This window comes from Stenotrophomonas sp. Steno-Z4, assembly GCF_056393145.1.
In genome coordinates this window covers 137,798-154,137 of record NZ_JBWJPC010000007.1, presented here as the reverse complement: position 1 = coordinate 154,137, position 16,340 = coordinate 137,798, and the positions used below count along the sequence as shown (strand labels likewise).

The window sequence follows — 16,340 nt, the reverse complement described above, 5'->3', positions numbered from 1 at the left end:
TCAGCGCACGTCGAACTCGCCCACCAGCACGGTGTCGGCACTGTCCTTCAGGCGCAGGGTCACCTGCTGGTCCTGTTGGCGGCGGCTGCCCCAGTGCGTGCTCAGGCGCAGGGTCAGCGTGGTGGCCCCGGTAACCAGCTGCTCGCGGCTGCCGAAGTAGTTCGCCTCCACCTTGTAGCGGCCGGGCTTGGCCTGGCGCAGCGAGAACTGTTCCGGACCGTAGCCGCCGGTGAAGTCGCGCGACATCTGTCCACCCTGGAAGGTCAGCCGATTGCCGTAGTAGGCGCGCTCGCCGTTGGGGTCGGTCACCCACAGGTCCATGTCGCTGTTGTCGCTGTCCCAGCTGAGCACCACGCGCAGGTCCAGCGGCATCGGCCGGCGCAGGCGCGGGTCCACCGCGCGTGCATCCACCCCGGTGCGCGCCACCAGCGTGGTCAGCTCGTCCAGCGCGATCAGCGAGATGCCGTCGAAGCGCTCGTCCCACGGCCGCACCACCACCTCATTGAACGCGGCCAGCGCCGCCTGCGGCTGGTTGTCGGCTTCCAGCGCCAAGGCCAGGTCCCGGAAGCTCTGCGGCTCTTCCTCGCCCAGCGCCAGCACGTCACGGAACACCGGTACCGCCAGCGCCGGTGCCTTGGCCTGCATCAACCGGTAGCCCAGCACGCGCAACACGTGGCGGTTCTCCAGCTGCATCTCGGCCAGGTTGGACAGCACCCGCAGCGCCAGCTCGCGTTGGCCGTGGGCGAACAGCATGTCGGCCACGTCCAGATAGAAGGCACTGCTGTCAGCGTGCTGTTCGCGTTCCTGCAGATACAGCGTGTACACCGCCTCCGGGCGTGCCGCGCGCAACCGGCGTGCGTAGGCCGAATCCGGTGCCCAGGCGGCGACGGCGATGCGCAGGCCGCCCTGGTTTGCCCGGTCATCGGCATCGCCTTCCACCGCCATCTCGGCGGCAGCATCGGCCTGCGTGCGGCGGGCCGCGGTGAGCTCCACGCGATCCAGCGTGGTGGACGCGGCCTCCGCTCGCTCGCGCTGCGCGCTTTCGGCCGCCACCATCATGGCCGGCGCGGGCGGTGCGGGTGCGGCAGCTGGCATCGGCGCCATCAACTGCTTGCTCGACGCCGCCGCTGGAGGTGCGCCTTTCGGCCAGGCCCGGTTCCACCATTGCTCGCGTTCGGCGAACTGCCGGGCCAGCGTGTCCAGGCGCGCGCGGCGGGCGCCGGCCTCGTCATCCAGCTTCACCGCGTGCAGCCGGTCGTAGTCCCGCTGTAACGGTGCAGCCGGGCGTATGCCGTAGCGCAGGTAGTCGTCCAGCGTTTCCAGCACCAGCAGCGAGGTATCGGGGCCCACCAGCCCGAAGCGCTGCGACAGCGCCTGGATGGCGGCACGGTTGCCTGCGGGATCTGCGGCCAGCTCGCGACGGCGCGCGTCTGCCCAGGCATGGGCGACCAGTGCACCTCCAGTATCGCGCGCCTGCCCCAATGGCACCGTCAGCGCCTGCCGGCTACCGCCCGCAGCCGGCACCTGCAACCGCAGCACGCCGTTCGCGTTCTGCATCCGGGCCAGCACGCGCACCCAGCCCTGGCCGGCGCGTTCGGCATCCACGATCAGGTCGTTCAGCCCGTCGCCTTCGGCCTGCACGTTGCCCGGGTTGTCCCGCAGCAGGCGCGCTGCCATCGATTCCACATCCTGGCTGCCGTTCAACACCAGCAGCTGGCCCTGCCCTGCACGCGCCCACGCACGCAGCCGGTCGCTGTCGGTGCGTGCACCGGCGCCACTGAGCGCATACAGGCGCTGGTTCGCACGCAATGCGGGGCGCTCGCGCTTGCCGTAGTTGGCCAGCCCGTCGCTGACCAGCAGGTACTCGTCGATATCGGGCTGCGCGGTCCAATCGCCCAGCGCACTGGCACCGTCGTAGGGCAACGCCTCCAGGTAGCGGCGCAGCGCGCTCCAGTCGCCGTTGCGGATCGCGAAACGACGGGCCGGCTCGGCGCGATCGCGCAGCACGGTCAGCTGTACCTCGCCATTGCCGATGGCGGCGAAGTAACGCTCAAGCACGGCCAGTTCCGCAGCCGTGTCGCGATGGCGGGCCGAGCCGGACGCATCCCACAGCAATCCAACGCGATGCGGCAAGGTGCGTTGGCGGGACTGCACCGGCACAGGCACCTGCACCATCACATAGTGGTCGCCATCGAAGTCACCCCGCACCGCATCCAAGCCGCGCGGCAGCGGCAGGGTCCAGCCCAGCTGATCCGGCAACTGCCTGCCGCTGCCCTGCCACTGGGCGCGCCAGGCGCCGTCGCGCAGGGCCAGGGCCAGCGTCGGCGGTCCGTGCGTCACCGGTACGCCGGTGGCAACCGCGTCCAGCTGCAGCTGTACCGCGTTGGCCTGGCCCACGAACTGCAGCGGCAGCGTCCAGCGCAGGCCCTCCCTGCCCACCGGCAGGGCCTCACGCACGGTCAGCGCGACCCGGCGCGTGCCCAGCGCTGGGATGGGGTAGATGCGCAGGCGGAACTGGTTGCCGGCGGTCTGCTCCAGCAGGCCCGGGTCAACCCGGCGCCGCTCGATTGCCTCGAACACCTGCCGTCCCTGCGCCTTGGGCACGGGCACCGCATCGCGCAGCACGCCGTCGATATCCAGCGCGAACGCGGTCACCTGCTGGCCCTCGGCCAACGGGAATTCCAGCGCCCCCTCCAGCACGCGCCGGTTCGGGTTGCGGAACACCAGTTCGATGCGGGTCTCGGCCAGACCGGCCGCCACATGGCTGTCGATGCGCGCCTGCTCCAGCTGCACCGGCTGTTCCGCACCGGCCACCTTCAGCAGCGGCTCGACCACGCGCTGCGCTGCCGCCGTCGACACACCCGCTCCCCCGCCCACCCACAGCAACAACCCCAAGCCAATACCGCGCAGCACGCTGCCCATGTGACGCTCCTTATCCGATGACGAAGGGTTGAACGCACCAGCACCGGAAACGGGGTTGGACAGCACGCCCCCTGCTGGTCCACGATCCCTCCCCCATGGAATGTTGCAGAAGAAGGATGTCCGCATGCGCCTGTCCCTGATCCCCCTGCTGATTGCCGGCCTGCTCCCGGTCGCACACGCTGCACCGGCCGGCGCGATCACGCCCGGCGTGGCATTCAGCCATGAGGACTGGACCCTGGCCTGCGACAACACCCGCACCTGCCGGGCTGCCGGGTACCAGAACGAGGACGCCGGCGGCGATCCGGTCTCCGTGCTGCTCACCCGGCGTGGCGGGCCGGACCAGCCGATCGGGGCCGAGCTGATGCTGGGCGAGTACGAGGAAAGCGACCTGCCGGCCACTGTCACCCTGCGCATCAACGGCACCGCGCTGGGCACCGTGGCGGACAACACCCGCTTCTCTACGGCGCAGGTAACGGCACTGCTCAAGGCCCTGGTGAAGGACAGCAGCATCGAGCTGATCGGCGACAACGGCCGCCAATGGACCCTCTCCGACCGTGGCGCATCGGCGGTGCTGCTGAAGATGGACGAATTCCAGGGTCGGCTCGGCACGCCGGGCGCGATCCTGCGCAAAGGCAGCCGGGCCGAAGCCAGCGTGCCCGCCTCGCTGCCGGTACCGGTGGTGACCCTGCCCCGGCGCGTGGCCACCCGCCCGGCCGACGAAGCCTTGGCTAACGCGCCGGCGCTTCGCGCCGCACTGGCCGCCGCGACCTCGCAGGACGACTGCGAATCACTGCACCCCACCGAGGGCACCTATGCGGACGAAGGCCCCCAGGCAATCGCGGTGAAGCGCCTGGACAACCGCCGGCTGCTGGTGTCCATGACCTGCTGGCGCGGCGCCTACAATGCGGGCAGCGGCTACTGGGTGGTCAACGACCGCGCGCCTTACCAACCCGCTTACATCACCAATCTGGGCGTGGACGACGATGCGCTGACCATCTCGTCCTCGCACAAGGGCCGCGGCCTGGGCGACTGCTGGTCCAGCGCCAGCTGGGCGTGGAACGGCGCCGCTTACGTCAAGACGTCAGACAGCACCACCGGCCTGTGCCGCCTGGTCGCCGCGGGCGGTGCGTGGGACCTGCCCACGCTGGTAACCGAGGTGAAGGAGGCTCCCTGAGCCGCCCGCAGGGTCAGAACGGGAACACGGTCGAGGTTGCCTGCGCGGCATTGAACAGGCGCTGCAGCAGCAGGTAATCGCCCTCGGCACTGTCGTTGGTGACAAAGCGATGGGCCTGCTGATCCATGCCGCCTCGATAGAAGACCATGAACTGGTTGGCTTCCAGATTCCGGTTGAAGTCGTGCCGCACGGTCATGCTGAACTCCGGTGTGCCCACCGAGACATCGTCACCCTCCGCATCGAACAGCCACGCCAGTTCGCCAGCCTCCGTCTTGAGGAGGACCTTTTCCAGGAACGTCAATAGACCGGTCGGCAGCATCATTCTTCCACTCCTCTTCGTTCCAGCGTCTCCACGCTTGACTTGATCCTGACCAGATAATCGCTGAGCGTGTGGCGGGCCGCCCGGCTCATCGTCGCGCTTGTCGTGTTATGGATTGCCTTCAGGATGATCATTTCCGCATCGTTCAACAGGGGCGTGAGCGAAGGGTGCTGGGTGAGGTCCTTCGCGTACCGCGCATCCAGCCGCGCCAGGAACCGGCGCGCCATCTGCAGTGCCCTCAAGGCCGCACTATAGTCTTTTCGCTGAACTTTCGAGCTCACGTCATCTATCAAAGAGATGACTTCGATAGCCAGAACCTTTGCTTGCTGGTGTGCGGCACGCGCAAAGGCCTTCCTTACTGCCTTTCCAGCGGTTCCGGCATGCACGATCTCCCCGATGGCAACGACCAGCGCCACCAATGTCGCGCCTCCGCACCAGTAGTTGAACACGTTGATGCTGTCGGAATTGCCCCACTCCCCCTTCAGATGGACGAGCGATGCGCAGACCAACAACGTGGCAACCAGGTAGGTCCAGCGAACATGCGACATGTCTTTCGCCACTCCCCAAGCCAAGATGGCGGGCAATGGCGTGACACTACGTGTCTCGATCCAGCGCCACAGTAGGCGCAGTCCCAATCACGCGTCGGCGCAGTGCTCGATGATCAGCTGGATCGCACCGCCGCCGCGGTAGTCGTCGCTGACCAGGCGATAGGCGATGTGCACGTTGTTGGCCGGCGCGTTGCCGCGCCAGCCACTGAAGTGGATGGCGTTGATCGGCTCGGCGTGGCCGGGCACGCGCAGGCTGAGCTTGAGATGCTTTTCCTTCAGCACCTGCCAGCGCGCCACCTGGAAGTGGCCGTCGAACAGCGGCTCCGGGAAGCCCTGCCCCCACGGGCCTGCCAGGCGCAACGCTTCGGCGTGCTGGAAATCCAGCTCGGCCGGGGCAAGTTCGCCATCGCTCATCAGCAGCTGCTGCAACGCAGCCGGATCCATGCTGGCTTCGACCACGGTGACGAAGGCGTGCTGGAACTCCTGCAGCCGTGCGTGCGGCAGGCTCAGGCCGGCCGCCATCGCGTGGCCGCCGAACTTGTCGATCAATCCAGGGTTCCCCGCGTTGACCAGCGCCAGCGCGTCACGGATGTGGAAACCGGCGATCGACCGCGCCGACCCCCGCAGCGAATCGCTGCCGGGTTCGGCGGGCGCAAACGCAATCACGGGCCGGTGCAGGCGATCCTTCATCTTCGATGCCACCAGGCCCACCACGCCCGGGTGCCATTCGGCATCGAACAGGCAGGCCGCAATCGGGCGCTCGCCTTCGGCAGTCAACACCGCGCGGGAGACCGCGAGTTCGGCGTCATCGGTCATCAACTGCTGCACCGCGCGCCGCTCGGCGTTGATCTGCTCCAGCGTCTGCGCGATCTCACGCGCCTGGCTGCGGTCTTCGGTGAGCAGCAGTTCGATGCCCAGCGCCATGTCTTCCAGCCGACCGGCCGCGTTCAGGCGTGGGCCAAGGGCGAAGCCGATATCGGTGGCACTCAGCCGCGCCGCATCGCGGCCACTGGCCTCGATCAGCGCCTGCAGCCCGACGCAGCCGTGGCCGGCCCGCAGCCGGCGCAGACCCGCCGACACCAGTGCCCGGTTGTTGGCATCCAGGGCGACCAGATCGGCCACGGTGCCGACCGCGACCAGGTCCAGCAGGGTCAGCAGGTCCGGCTCGGCACCCGCGGCAAACGCACCCTGCACCCGCAGGTGCCGGCGCAGGGCCATCAACACATAGAAAATCACGCCGACACCCGCCAGCGCCTTGCTCGGGAACGCATCACCGTTGATGTTGGGATCGACGATCGCATCGGCCGGCGGAAGCTGTTCGCCCGGCAGGTGGTGATCGGTAACCAGCACCTTCCAACCGAGCGCCTTGGCCGCGGAAACGCCGGCATGGCAGGCAATGCCGTGATCGACCGTCACCAGCAGGCCGGGCTGCAGCGGCGCCAGCTCGGCCACCAGCGACGGCGACAGGCCGTAGCCGTGCAGCATGCGGTTGGGTACCGCATGCACGACGTCGCGTGCGCCGAGCATGCGCAGGCCGCGCACGCCGACTGCGCAGGCGGTGGCGCCATCACAATCGAAATCGCCCACGACAAGGATGCGCTCATCGGCCGCAATCGCCGTGGCCAGCAGGTCCACGGCGGCCTGCATGCTGCCCATCAGTTCCGGCGCGTGCAGCTGGGCCAGCTTCGGCTGCGCCTGCGCCGCATCGGTAACCCCGCGCGCCGCGTACAGGCGCTGCAGCAGCGGCAGCATGTCGCCCGGCCACTCACCGAGGGCGGCAACGGGACGACGTTGGATCTGGAGCGAATCAGGAGAAGTCAAAGCGGGCTCGATAAACAGCGCGAACGCCGATGGCGACCATGATACGCGCGGTCAATCCACAAGGCAGGCGCTACGGGCGACCGATCACGCTTCGTGAAGTTGGACCGGTTTCTTCCAGAACCGCCAGCGCTGGCCCTTGTCCAGTTCGAACCGGGCGCCATCCTCGAAATCCAGCACCAGCCGACGCAGTTCGCCGCGCTGCAATGCCGACAACAGCGGCCGGATTGCATCGTTGCCCAGCTGTTCCAGCGAACGCAGTTGGCGCAGGTCCACCAGCGCATCCACCTGCTGGTCGCCATCGGCCTGCACGCCGGCCGCCTTGGCCAAGGCCTGCAGCAGCGCATCGCGGCTGCGGACCTGGGCGTGCGCGGTACGCACCGCCCCGGGCAGCTCACCGCCACCCCAGAACCACAGCGAATTGACCGCCCGCTTGCCGGCTGACAGGCGCTGCACGTTCCACGGGTGCTGGTGCAGCACCACCTGGGCTTCAGTCAACAACGCCCGCCAGCGACGCCCGGCGTCGCCTTCTGGCAGGTGCGCGAACAGGTCATCACCCAGCACGTCATCGGGCGCGGCAAACGCCGGCAGCGTGGTGCCTGGCGGCAAGCGCAGGTACCAGCGCGACGGCGTCGGCGCATCCAGGCTGAATCCATATCCGGCAAACAGCGGCTGCAGCGCCGGCAGCAACGCCGCCACGTCGTCGGCCTCAAGCCGCAGCGTGTCGCCGTGGCCCATCATCCGTGCGCCGTGCATGTCCGGCACCACGTTGGCCGGGTCCGCCCGCAGCCACACGCCATCGTGGGCATCGCCCACATCCAGCTGCCGGGTCAGTGCCGCCACCGGCCAATCGGCCGGCTGCAGCTGGAAATGCCGCTGCAGCTGGGCGCGCTCGCCGGCATCGACCCGGCTGCGCTCGGCACGGCCGAGCGCTTTGGCCACGTCATCAGGCAACGCCGCCGCCGGGAAGCGGCTGCGCGCCGGCAGCAACAGGGTTGCCGTGGCCATGGTCAGGTCAGTCCAGGTACTCGACGCTGACGATTTCGTACTCGCGTTGCCCGGCCGGGGCGTCGATCACGATGCTGTCGCCCTCGTTCTTGCCGATCATGGCACGCGCCACCGGCGAGGAAATCGCGATCAGGCCGAGTTTGATGTCGGCCTCCAGGTCGCCCACGATCTGGTAGCGCTTCTCTTCATCGCTTTCCACATCGGCCAGTTTGACGGTAGCGCCGAACACGACCTTGCTGCCGGCATTGAGCTTGGTGATGTCGATGATCTCGGCATGCGACAGCTCGCCTTCCAGCTGCTTGATGCGGCCTTCGATGAAGCCCTGCTCTTCGCGCGCGGCGTGGTACTCGGCGTTCTCCTTGAGATCGCCGTGCTCACGTGCCTCGGCAATGGCCGCGATGACCTTGGGGCGCTTGACCGACTTCAGCTGGTCAAGCTCTTCGCGCAGACGCTGCGCGCCCTTCAGGGTAATCGGTGCTCTCATGCGTTCAACTCCTTGTGCAGCTCCTGCAGCGACCAGACCGGGCCGGTACCGCGGAATTCCAGTGATTGCACCAGCGCCTTGGCGCCGGCAATGGTGGTCGAATAGGTGACGCGGTGCTGCAGCGCCTCGCGACGGATCGAGAACGAGTCGTTGATCGCCGCACGCCCTTCGGTCGTGTTGACGATATACACGATCTCGCCGTTCTTGATCGAATCGACGATGTGCGGGCGGCCTTCAACGACCTTGTTGACGATCTCGCACTGCATGCCGTGCTCCTGCAGCCACGCCGCGGTGCCGCGGGTGGCGACCAGGCTGTAACCGCGCTCAAGCAGTGCCTGTGCGACCGGCAGCACGCGCTTCTTGTCCGGGTCGCGGACCGACACGAAGGCCTTGCCCAGCGGCGGCGCCTTGATGCCGCCGGCTTCCTGCGCACGTGCGAAGGCGGCGCTGAAGCTGCGGCCCACGCCCATCACCTCACCGGTGGAACGCATTTCCGGCCCGAGGATCGGATCGACGCCCTGGAACTTGGCGAACGGGAAGATCGCTTCCTTGACCGAGTAGTAGTCCGGCACGATTTCCTTGGTCGCGCCCTGCTCGGCCAGGGTCTTGCCGGCCATGCAGCGCGCGGCGATCTTGGCCAGCGGCATGCCGGTGGCCTTGGACACGAACGGCACGGTGCGCGAGGCACGCGGGTTCACTTCCAGCAGGTACACGATGTCCTCGCCGTTGTCGCCGGCCTGGATCGCGAACTGGGTGTTCATCAGGCCGACCACGTTCAGGGCCTTGGCCAGCTCCACCACCTGGCGGCGCAGCTCGGCCTGGGTCTCGGCCGACAGCGAGTACGGCGGCAGCGAGCAGGACGAATCGCCCGAATGCACGCCGGCTTCCTCGATGTGCTCCATCACGCCGCCGATCAGCACGTTGCCGTCCTTGTCGGCAATGATGTCCACGTCCACTTCCACGGCGTTGTCCAGGAAGCGGTCCAGCAGCACCGGCGAATCGTTGGAAACCTTGACCGCATCGCGCACGTAGCGCGCCAGGTCGGATTCACCGTAAACGATTTCCATCGCACGGCCGCCCAGCACGTAGCTCGGGCGCACCACCAGCGGGTAGCCGATCTCGCGGGCCAGCAGCAGGGCTTCCTGGTCGTTGCGGGCGATGCGGTTCGGCGGCTGCTTCAGGCCCAGCTTTTCCACCAGCTGCTGGAAGCGCTCGCGGTCTTCGGCCAGGTCGATGGAATCGGGCGAGGTGCCGATCACCGGCACGCCATTGGCTTCCAGCGCGCGCGCCAGCTTCAGCGGGGTCTGCCCGCCGTACTGCACGATCACGCCCTTGGGCTGTTCCAGCTCGACGATTTCCAGCACGTCTTCCAGCGTCAGCGGCTCGAAGTACAGGCGGTCGGAGGTGTCATAGTCGGTCGAGACGGTTTCCGGGTTGCAGTTGACCATGATGGTTTCGTAACCGTCATCGCGCAGCGCCAGTGCCGCGTGCACGCAGCAGTAGTCGAACTCGATGCCCTGGCCGATGCGGTTCGGACCGCCGCCCAGGATCATGATCTTGTCGCGGTTGCTCGGCGCCGCTTCGCACTCGTCCTCGTAGGTCGAATACAGGTAGGCGGTGCTGGTGGAGAACTCGGCGGCGCAGGAATCCACGCGCTTGTACACCGGGCGCACCTTGAGCGCACGGCGCAGTGCGCGCACGCCCGCTTCATTGGTGCCGGTCAGCTCGGCCAGGCGGGCATCGGAGAAACCGGCGCGCTTGAGCTTGCGCAGGCGGGCGGCATCGAGTGCGTCCAGGCCATCGGCGGCCAGCTGGGTTTCGGCCTGGATGATTTCTTCGATCTGGTCCAGGAACCACGGGTCGATGTGCGACAGCGCGAACACGTCTTCCACGCTGAAGCCGGCGCGGAATGCATCACCCACGAAGAACAGGCGCTCCGGGCCCGGGGCCTTGAGTTCGCGCTTGAGGGTGGTGATGTCGTCTTCGTTGGCCAGGTCCAGGCCGGTCGGGTCGAGGCCGATCTTGCCGGTTTCCAGGCCACGCAGGGCCTTCTGCAGCGATTCCTGGAAGGTGCGGCCCATCGCCATCACCTCGCCCACCGACTTCATCTGGGTGGTCAGGCGGGCATCGGCAGCCGGGAACTTCTCGAAGGCGAAGCGCGGGATCTTGGTGACGACGTAATCGATCGACGGTTCGAACGAGGCCGGGGTCAGGCCGCCGGTGATTTCGTTCTTCAGTTCGTCCAGGGTGTAACCGACCGCCAGCTTCGCGGCGACCTTGGCGATCGGGAAGCCGGTGGCCTTGGAGGCCAGCGCCGACGAACGCGACACGCGCGGGTTCATTTCGATGACAACGACGCGGCCGGTGGTCGGGCTGATGCCGAACTGCACGTTCGAACCGCCGGTATCCACGCCGATCTTGCGCAGCACGGCGATGGAGGCATCGCGCAGGCGCTGGTACTCCTTGTCGGTCAGGGTCTGGGCCGGGGCGACCGTGATCGAGTCACCGGTGTGCACGCCCATCGGGTCCAGGTTTTCGATGGAGCAGACGATGATGCAGTTGTCGGCGGTGTCGCGCACCACCTCCATCTCGAATTCCTTCCAGCCCAGCACCGATTCTTCCACCAGCACTTCGGTGGTCGGCGACAGTTCCAGGCCGCGGGTCACGATATCGACCAGCTCTTCGCGGTTGTAGGCGATGCCGCCACCGCTGCCGCCCAGGGTGAAGCTGGGGCGGATGATGGTCGGGTAGCCGACGCGGGTCTGGATCTCGATGGCTTCTTCCAGCGTGTGGGCCACGGCCGCACTCGGGCACTCCAGGCCGATCTCGCCCATGGCCACGCGGAACAGCTCGCGGTCTTCGGCCATGCGGATCGCTTCGCGCTTGGCGCCGATCAGTTCGACGTTGTACTTCTCCAGCACGCCGTTGTCGGCGAGGTCCAGCGCGCAGTTCAGCGCGGTCTGGCCACCCATGGTCGGCAGCAGTGCGTCGGGCTTTTCCTTGGCGATGATCTTTTCGACCGTCTGCCAGTTGATCGGCTCGATGTAGACGGCGTCGGCCATCTCCGGGTCGGTCATGATGGTGGCCGGATTGCTGTTGACCAGCACCACGCGGTACCCCTCGTCACGCAGGGCCTTGCAGGCCTGGGCGCCGGAGTAATCGAACTCGCAGGCCTGGCCGATGACGATCGGGCCGGCACCGATGATGAGGATGGTCTTTAGGTCAGTGCGCTTGGGCATTGTCTTCTCTAAGTCAGTACAGCGTGTCAGGGGTCGCAGCGCCGCGCCGAAGGCAGCGGCGTCTCGAATCAGGCCTTGGCCTGCGCCATCAGGGTGATGAAGCGGTCGAACAGCGGGCTGACGTCGTGTGGGCCCGGCGAGGCTTCGGGGTGGCCCTGGAAGGAGAACGCCGGCACGTCGGTGCGGGCGATGCCCTGGTTGGTGCCGTCGAACAGCGAGCGGTGGGTCACGCGCAGGGTGGCCGGCAGCGTGGCTTCATCCACCGCGAAGCCGTGGTTCTGCGAGGTGATCATCACGCGGCCGTCGTCCAGGTCCTGCACCGGGTGGTTGGCACCGTGGTGGCCGTGGCCCATCTTGACCGTCTTGGCGCCGGAGGCCAGCGCCAGCAGCTGGTGGCCCAGGCAGATGCCGAACACCGGCACCTTCCTGTCCAGGAACACCTTGATCGCTTCAATGGCGTAGTCGCACGGTTCCGGGTCGCCCGGGCCGTTGGACAGGAACACGCCATCGGGGTTCATCGCCAGCACTTCGGCAGCCGGGGTCTGGGCCGGTACCACGGTGATGTCGCAGCCACGCTCGGCAAGCATGCGCAGGATGTTGAGCTTGGCGCCGAAGTCATAGGCCACCACCTTGTACTGCGGGGCGGCGCTGACGAACGTGTTGGAATCCAGGTCGAGCTGGCCCTCGTTCCAGCTGTAGGCCTTGTCGGTGCTGGTCACCTTGGCCAGGTCCATGCCCTTCAGGCCGGGGAACTTGCGTGCGGCTTCCAGGGCGATGTCGACGTTGATGTCGTCACCGGCCATCAGAGCGCCGTTCTGCGCGCCGCGCTCGCGCAGGATGCGGGTGAGCTTGCGGGTGTCGATGCCGGAAATGGCGACCACGCCACGCTGCAGCAGCCAGTCCTGCAGCGAGACCTGGCTGCGCCAGTTGCTGGGACGGCGCGGCACGTCGCGCACGATCAGGCCCGCCGACCACACTTTGCGGGCTTCGTCGTCCTGGTCGGTAAGGCCGGTATTGCCGATATGCGGGTAGGTCAGCGTGACCATCTGCCGGGCGTAGGAGGGATCAGTCAGCACTTCCTGGTAACCGGTCATGGCGGTGTTGAACACCACCTCACCGACGGACAGGCCGGGCGCGCCTACGGATTCGCCCTCGAATACGGTGCCGTCTTCGAGGACGAGGATTGCGGCTTGGGTCACGGGAATCTCACTTTGGCTACCGAGGGGTCACCGAAGTCACGCCACGCTTCACGGAAAAGCGGTTGCAAAAAAGCGCGGACTGCGGTGCGGGACCGGTCCGGCTGTCGTGATTCGGCGAGCGGGAATTGTAAAGGCAACCCCCCTCCAACGCCAGCGTTTGCTTGCAATGGGCAGCGTACGGGAGCGTCCGGCCACCCTGGGGTTCAGGCGTGGCCGGTGTACGCGTTCAGGTTGCGCTGGCGGCGAGCAGGTCGCGCACGCGGTAGCTGGCGGGGGCGCGCCCGTTCAGCTGCACGGCGGCGAACAGGGCACCACGGGCGAAGATGTCGCGGTTGGTGGCGCGGTGGGTCAGTTCGATGCGCTCGCCGAGGCCGGTGAACTGGACGAGGTGTTCGCCGACGATGTCGCCGGCGCGCAGGCTGGCGTAGTGCGGCTGGGCGCCGCCCTTCTGGGCGGCGGCGCCGAGGGTGAGTGCGGTGCCGGAGGGGGCGTCCTGTTTGTGGACGTGGTGGGATTCGACGATGTCGCAGTCCCAGCCGGCCAAGGCGGCGGCGGCACGTTCGACCAGTTCATCGAGCACGGCCACGCCGAGGCTGAAGTTGGAGGCCCACACGAGCGGGATCCGGGTGGCGGCCTGGATCAGGGCCTGGCGCTGGGTTTCGCTGATGCCGGTGGTGCCGGAGACGAGGCCTGCGCCGCGCTCGACACACAGGGCCAGCACGGGATCGAAGCCTTCGGGCAGGCTGAAGTCAATGGCGACGTCGAACTGGGGCGCGCCGTGGAGTTCGCTGGCGGCGAAATGCGGGACGCCGTCGACCACGCGCTGGGCGGGCGAGCGGCGGGTGACGGCGGCAACGACCTGCAGGTCGTCGCGTTCGGCGGCCAGGCGCAGCAGGGCCTGGCCCATGCGGCCGGAGGCGCCGTGGATGAGCAAACGGATGGGGGGAGTAGTCATGCCCGCAGGCTAGCGAATGGGCTTGGATTGGGCAATCGTCAACGTCAACATCAAGGTCAACCGCGTCGGCTCTGCGTTGCCGTCTGGCTGGGCGGGTCCGGGGCAGGCCCGCGGGGGACGCCGTGAACCCGTCCATGGGGGCTTGGTCGCGGCATCCATGCCGCTCACACCCCCGCAAACCTGCCCCGGCCCCGCCCTCTACAGGTTGTCGGTGACGGAGAACAAGAGCTTGGAGCTTTACTCGATCAATGTTGCTTGGGCTGAGTTGGGCCGCAGCTGTCGCAACCACCACAGGCGCCGCCACCGCCGGTGGCCGGCGGTGCGATGCGGCGCCCTAGTGCTTGCAGCCAGCTGGCGCGCTCCGGCTTGATCAGCCCAAGCGCTATCGCGCCACGCGCTTTGCGCACGGTGCCGGGGAATTGCTTTTTCAGCACTACCCAGGCGCTGATCAGGACGATCAGCGCGACCACGATGTACTGCAGGAGCAGGCCGGTGCTCATCAGCCGCCGCCCAGGGCCACGGTCACCTGGTAGGTGACCAGCGCGGCGACGTAGGCGGCCGCGAACAGGTAGAAGGTGGCAAAGCCGACCTGCTTCCAGGAGTTGGTTTCGCGCTTGATGGTGGCCAGGGTGGAGATGCACATCGGGGCGTAGATGAACCACACCAGCAGGGACAGGCCGGTGGCCAGCGACCAGCCGTTGGCGACCACCGGGGTCAGGGCCTGGATGGTGGCGTCATCGTCGGCGGCGGACAGGGCGTAGATGGTGGCGAGCGAGGACACAGCCACTTCGCGGGCGCCCATGCCGGGGATCAGTGCGATGCAGATCTGCCAGTTGAAGCCCAGCGGGGCAAAGAACACGGCCATGGCGTGGCCGATCTGGCCGGCGAAGCTGTAGTCGATGGCCGGCATGGTGGCGTTTTCGGGGGCACCCGGGAACGACAGCAGCACCCACAGCAGGATGGTCAGCGAGAGGATGATGCCGCCCACGCGCTTGAGGAAGATCATGCCGCGCTCGTACAGGCCCACGGCCAGGTCGCGCGGGTGCGGAATGCGGTAGGACGGCAGTTCGAGCATCAGCGGGTGTTCGCTCTTGTCGCGGCGCCACTTCTTCATCACCCACGACATCGCCAGTGCGCTGAAGATGCCGGCCGCATACAGGGCGAACAGGATCAGGCCCTGCTGGCTGACGAAGCCCCACAGGGTCTTCTGCGGGATGAACGCGCCGATCAGCAGGGCGTACACCGGCAGGCGTGCCGAGCAGGTCATCAGCGGGGCGACCAGGATGGTGGCGAGGCGGTCACGCGGGTCCTGGATGCTGCGGGTGGCCATGATGCCGGGCACCGCGCAGGCGAAGCTGGACAGCAGCGGGATGAACGAACGGCCCGACAGGCCGGCCGAGGCCATCATGCGGTCGAGCAGGAACGCGGCACGCGGGAGGTAGCCCGACTCTTCCAGGGCCAGGATGAAGGCGAACAGGATCAGGATCTGCGGCAGGAACACCACCACCCCGCCCACGCCGGCGATGATGCCGTCGGTGAGCAGGCTGGTCAGCGGGCCGGGCGGAAGGTTGGCGCCCACCACCTCGCCCAGCCAGCCGAAGCCGGCCTCGATGCCGTCCATCATCGGCGTGGCCCAGGCGAAAACCGCCTGGAAGATCAGGAACATCACCACGATCAGGGTCATCAACCCGAACACCGGGTGCAGCAGCCAGCGGTCCAGTGCGTCGTCGATCTTCGCAGTGCGGGTGGGCATGCTGACCGCGGCGGCGAGGATGCCGCGCACCTGGGCGTGGTAGTCCGTTTCCCCGGCCACCGCCGCCACCAGCGGGGCATCCAGGTGCGGCACCATCGCATCCAGGCGTTCGACCAGCGCCTGGGCGCCGTTGCGGCGCACGGCCACGGTTTCCACCACGGGCACGCCCAGGGCCTGCTCCAGCGCCGGCACGTCGATCTTGATGCCACGGCGCTCGGCCGCATCCACCATGTTCAGCGCCACGATCATCGGCTTGCCCAGCTCGCGCAGTTCCAGCGCGAAGCGCAGGTGCAGGCGCAGGTTGGTGGCGTCGATCACGCACAGCAGCACGTCGGGGGCGGCCTCGCCCGGGTAGAAACCCCGGCACAGGTCGCGGGTGATTGCTTCGTCCAGGCTGGCCGGCTGCAGGCTGTAGGCGCCCGGCAGGTCGAGCACGGCGAATTCACGGCCAGATGGCGCGCGCAGGCGGCCTTCCTTGCGCTCCACGGTCACGCCGGTGTAGTTGGCGACCTTCTGGCGGCTGCCGGTGAGCTGGTTGAACAGCGCGGTCTTGCCGCTGTTGGGGTTGCCGACCAGGGCAATGCGCAGGGTGGCGGCGCTCATGCGGCCGCTCCATCTGCAACGGCGGTGATGTCGATGCGCCTGGCTTCGGAAATCCGCAGGGCGAAACGGGTGAACCCGACCTGCACCAGCAGCGGTTCGCCGCCGATGGGACCACGGGCTACCAGACGCACATCTTCACCCTTGACGAAGCCCAGTTCCCTGAGCCGGCGGGCGATGGCGTCGTTTGCATGGAGGTCGCGCACCGATTCCACCAGAGCGGAGCCGTGCAGCGGCAGATCGGACAACGTCACAGGTCGCCTTCGGTCGATAAGAATGGTTATCAATTCTAGCATCGCCGCGCCGCGTCATGGCCCGGGC

Annotated in this window: 13 protein-coding genes; 1 reads left to right on the top strand and 12 read right to left on the bottom strand. The window is 67.7% G+C overall.

Annotated features, from left to right (window positions below):
• Entirely contained in the window at positions 1 to 2,922 is a 2,922-nt protein-coding gene (locus tag AC06E7_RS16370) for a VIT domain-containing protein (protein ID WP_478065353.1), read from the bottom strand.
• A gap of 124 nt (positions 2,923 to 3,046) precedes the next feature.
• Here AC06E7_RS16370 and AC06E7_RS16365 point away from each other — a divergent pair, with 124 nt between their 5' ends.
• On the top strand, positions 3,047 to 4,096 hold the full coding sequence (locus AC06E7_RS16365) for a DUF1176 domain-containing protein (protein WP_478065352.1): 1,050 nt from the start codon (positions 3,047 to 3,049) through the stop codon (positions 4,094 to 4,096).
• Positions 4,097 to 4,109: 13 nt separating this feature from the next.
• On the opposite strand, the gene AC06E7_RS16360 is transcribed toward AC06E7_RS16365, so the two are convergent.
• The 11 genes from AC06E7_RS16360 to AC06E7_RS16310 all read right to left on the bottom strand — a co-directional run bounded on the left by AC06E7_RS16360 (position 4,110) and on the right by AC06E7_RS16310 (position 16,273).
• On the bottom strand, positions 4,110 to 4,418 hold the full coding sequence (locus AC06E7_RS16360; protein WP_141236255.1) for a hypothetical protein: 309 nt from the start codon (positions 4,416 to 4,418) through the stop codon (positions 4,110 to 4,112).
• On the bottom strand, positions 4,415 to 4,963 hold the full coding sequence (locus AC06E7_RS16355) for a hypothetical protein (RefSeq protein WP_095363837.1): 549 nt from the start codon (positions 4,961 to 4,963) through the stop codon (positions 4,415 to 4,417). Before AC06E7_RS16355 ends, AC06E7_RS16360 begins: the two co-directional genes overlap by 4 nt.
• An 87-nt stretch (positions 4,964 to 5,050) precedes the next feature.
• The gene (gene recJ, locus AC06E7_RS16350; protein ID WP_478065351.1) at positions 5,051 to 6,784 is read right to left on the bottom strand and encodes a single-stranded-DNA-specific exonuclease RecJ; all 1,734 of its coding nucleotides are present in this window, start codon (positions 6,782 to 6,784) and stop codon (positions 5,051 to 5,053) included.
• 84 nt (positions 6,785 to 6,868) lie between these two features.
• Positions 6,869 to 7,789, bottom strand: coding sequence for a phosphoglycerate mutase (locus tag AC06E7_RS16345; RefSeq protein ID WP_478065350.1), 921 nt, complete (start codon positions 7,787 to 7,789; stop codon positions 6,869 to 6,871).
• A 7-nt stretch (positions 7,790 to 7,796) separates the two neighbouring features.
• Positions 7,797 to 8,261 carry a transcription elongation factor GreA gene (gene greA, locus AC06E7_RS16340; protein ID WP_473168961.1) on the bottom strand — a complete coding sequence of 155 codons (465 nt, stop codon included), beginning with the start codon at positions 8,259 to 8,261 and terminating at the stop codon, positions 7,797 to 7,799.
• Positions 8,262 to 8,269: 8 nt separating this feature from the next.
• On the bottom strand, positions 8,270 to 11,512 hold the full coding sequence (gene carB / locus AC06E7_RS16335; protein ID WP_478065349.1) for a carbamoyl-phosphate synthase large subunit: 3,243 nt from the start codon (positions 11,510 to 11,512) through the stop codon (positions 8,270 to 8,272).
• Between the two features lie 68 nt (positions 11,513 to 11,580).
• Complete coding sequence (gene carA, locus AC06E7_RS16330) at positions 11,581 to 12,711, bottom strand: glutamine-hydrolyzing carbamoyl-phosphate synthase small subunit (RefSeq protein WP_184123746.1); 1,131 nt, start codon at positions 12,709 to 12,711, stop codon at positions 11,581 to 11,583.
• 226 nt (positions 12,712 to 12,937) lie between these two features.
• Positions 12,938 to 13,666 (bottom strand): 4-hydroxy-tetrahydrodipicolinate reductase, encoded by a 729-nt coding sequence (gene dapB, locus AC06E7_RS16325; RefSeq protein WP_283938978.1) that lies wholly within the window; start codon positions 13,664 to 13,666, stop codon positions 12,938 to 12,940.
• Between the two features lie 245 nt (positions 13,667 to 13,911).
• Positions 13,912 to 14,166 (bottom strand): DUF6587 family protein, encoded by a 255-nt coding sequence (locus AC06E7_RS16320; RefSeq protein WP_478065348.1) that lies wholly within the window; start codon positions 14,164 to 14,166, stop codon positions 13,912 to 13,914.
• Positions 14,166 to 16,022 carry a ferrous iron transporter B gene (gene feoB / locus AC06E7_RS16315; RefSeq protein ID WP_478065347.1) on the bottom strand — a complete coding sequence of 619 codons (1,857 nt, stop codon included), beginning with the start codon at positions 16,020 to 16,022 and terminating at the stop codon, positions 14,166 to 14,168. The genes AC06E7_RS16320 and feoB overlap by 1 nt, the downstream gene beginning before the upstream one ends.
• Positions 16,019 to 16,273, bottom strand: coding sequence for a FeoA family protein (locus AC06E7_RS16310; protein WP_068851506.1), 255 nt, complete (start codon positions 16,271 to 16,273; stop codon positions 16,019 to 16,021). The genes feoB and AC06E7_RS16310 overlap by 4 nt, the downstream gene beginning before the upstream one ends.
• Positions 16,274 to 16,340 lie beyond the last annotated feature (67 nt).

Coding starts and splice junctions, on each gene's coding strand:
- AC06E7_RS16370 (WP_478065353.1), bottom strand. CDS start 2,922: ATGGGCAGCGTGCTGCGCGGTATTGGCTTGGGGTTGTTGCTGTGGGTG.
- AC06E7_RS16345 (WP_478065350.1), bottom strand. CDS start 7,789: ATGGCCACGGCAACCCTGTTGCTGCCGGCGCGCAGCCGCTTCCCGGCG.
- dapB (WP_283938978.1), bottom strand. CDS start 13,666: ATGACTACTCCCCCCATCCGTTTGCTCATCCACGGCGCCTCCGGCCGC.
- carB (WP_478065349.1), bottom strand. CDS start 11,512: ATGCCCAAGCGCACTGACCTAAAGACCATCCTCATCATCGGTGCCGGC.
- AC06E7_RS16320 (WP_478065348.1), bottom strand. CDS start 14,166: ATGAGCACCGGCCTGCTCCTGCAGTACATCGTGGTCGCGCTGATCGTC.
- feoB (WP_478065347.1), bottom strand. CDS start 16,022: ATGAGCGCCGCCACCCTGCGCATTGCCCTGGTCGGCAACCCCAACAGC.
- AC06E7_RS16365 (WP_478065352.1), top strand. CDS start 3,047: ATGCGCCTGTCCCTGATCCCCCTGCTGATTGCCGGCCTGCTCCCGGTC.
- AC06E7_RS16360 (WP_141236255.1), bottom strand. CDS start 4,418: ATGATGCTGCCGACCGGTCTATTGACGTTCCTGGAAAAGGTCCTCCTC.
- AC06E7_RS16355 (WP_095363837.1), bottom strand. CDS start 4,963: ATGTCGCATGTTCGCTGGACCTACCTGGTTGCCACGTTGTTGGTCTGC.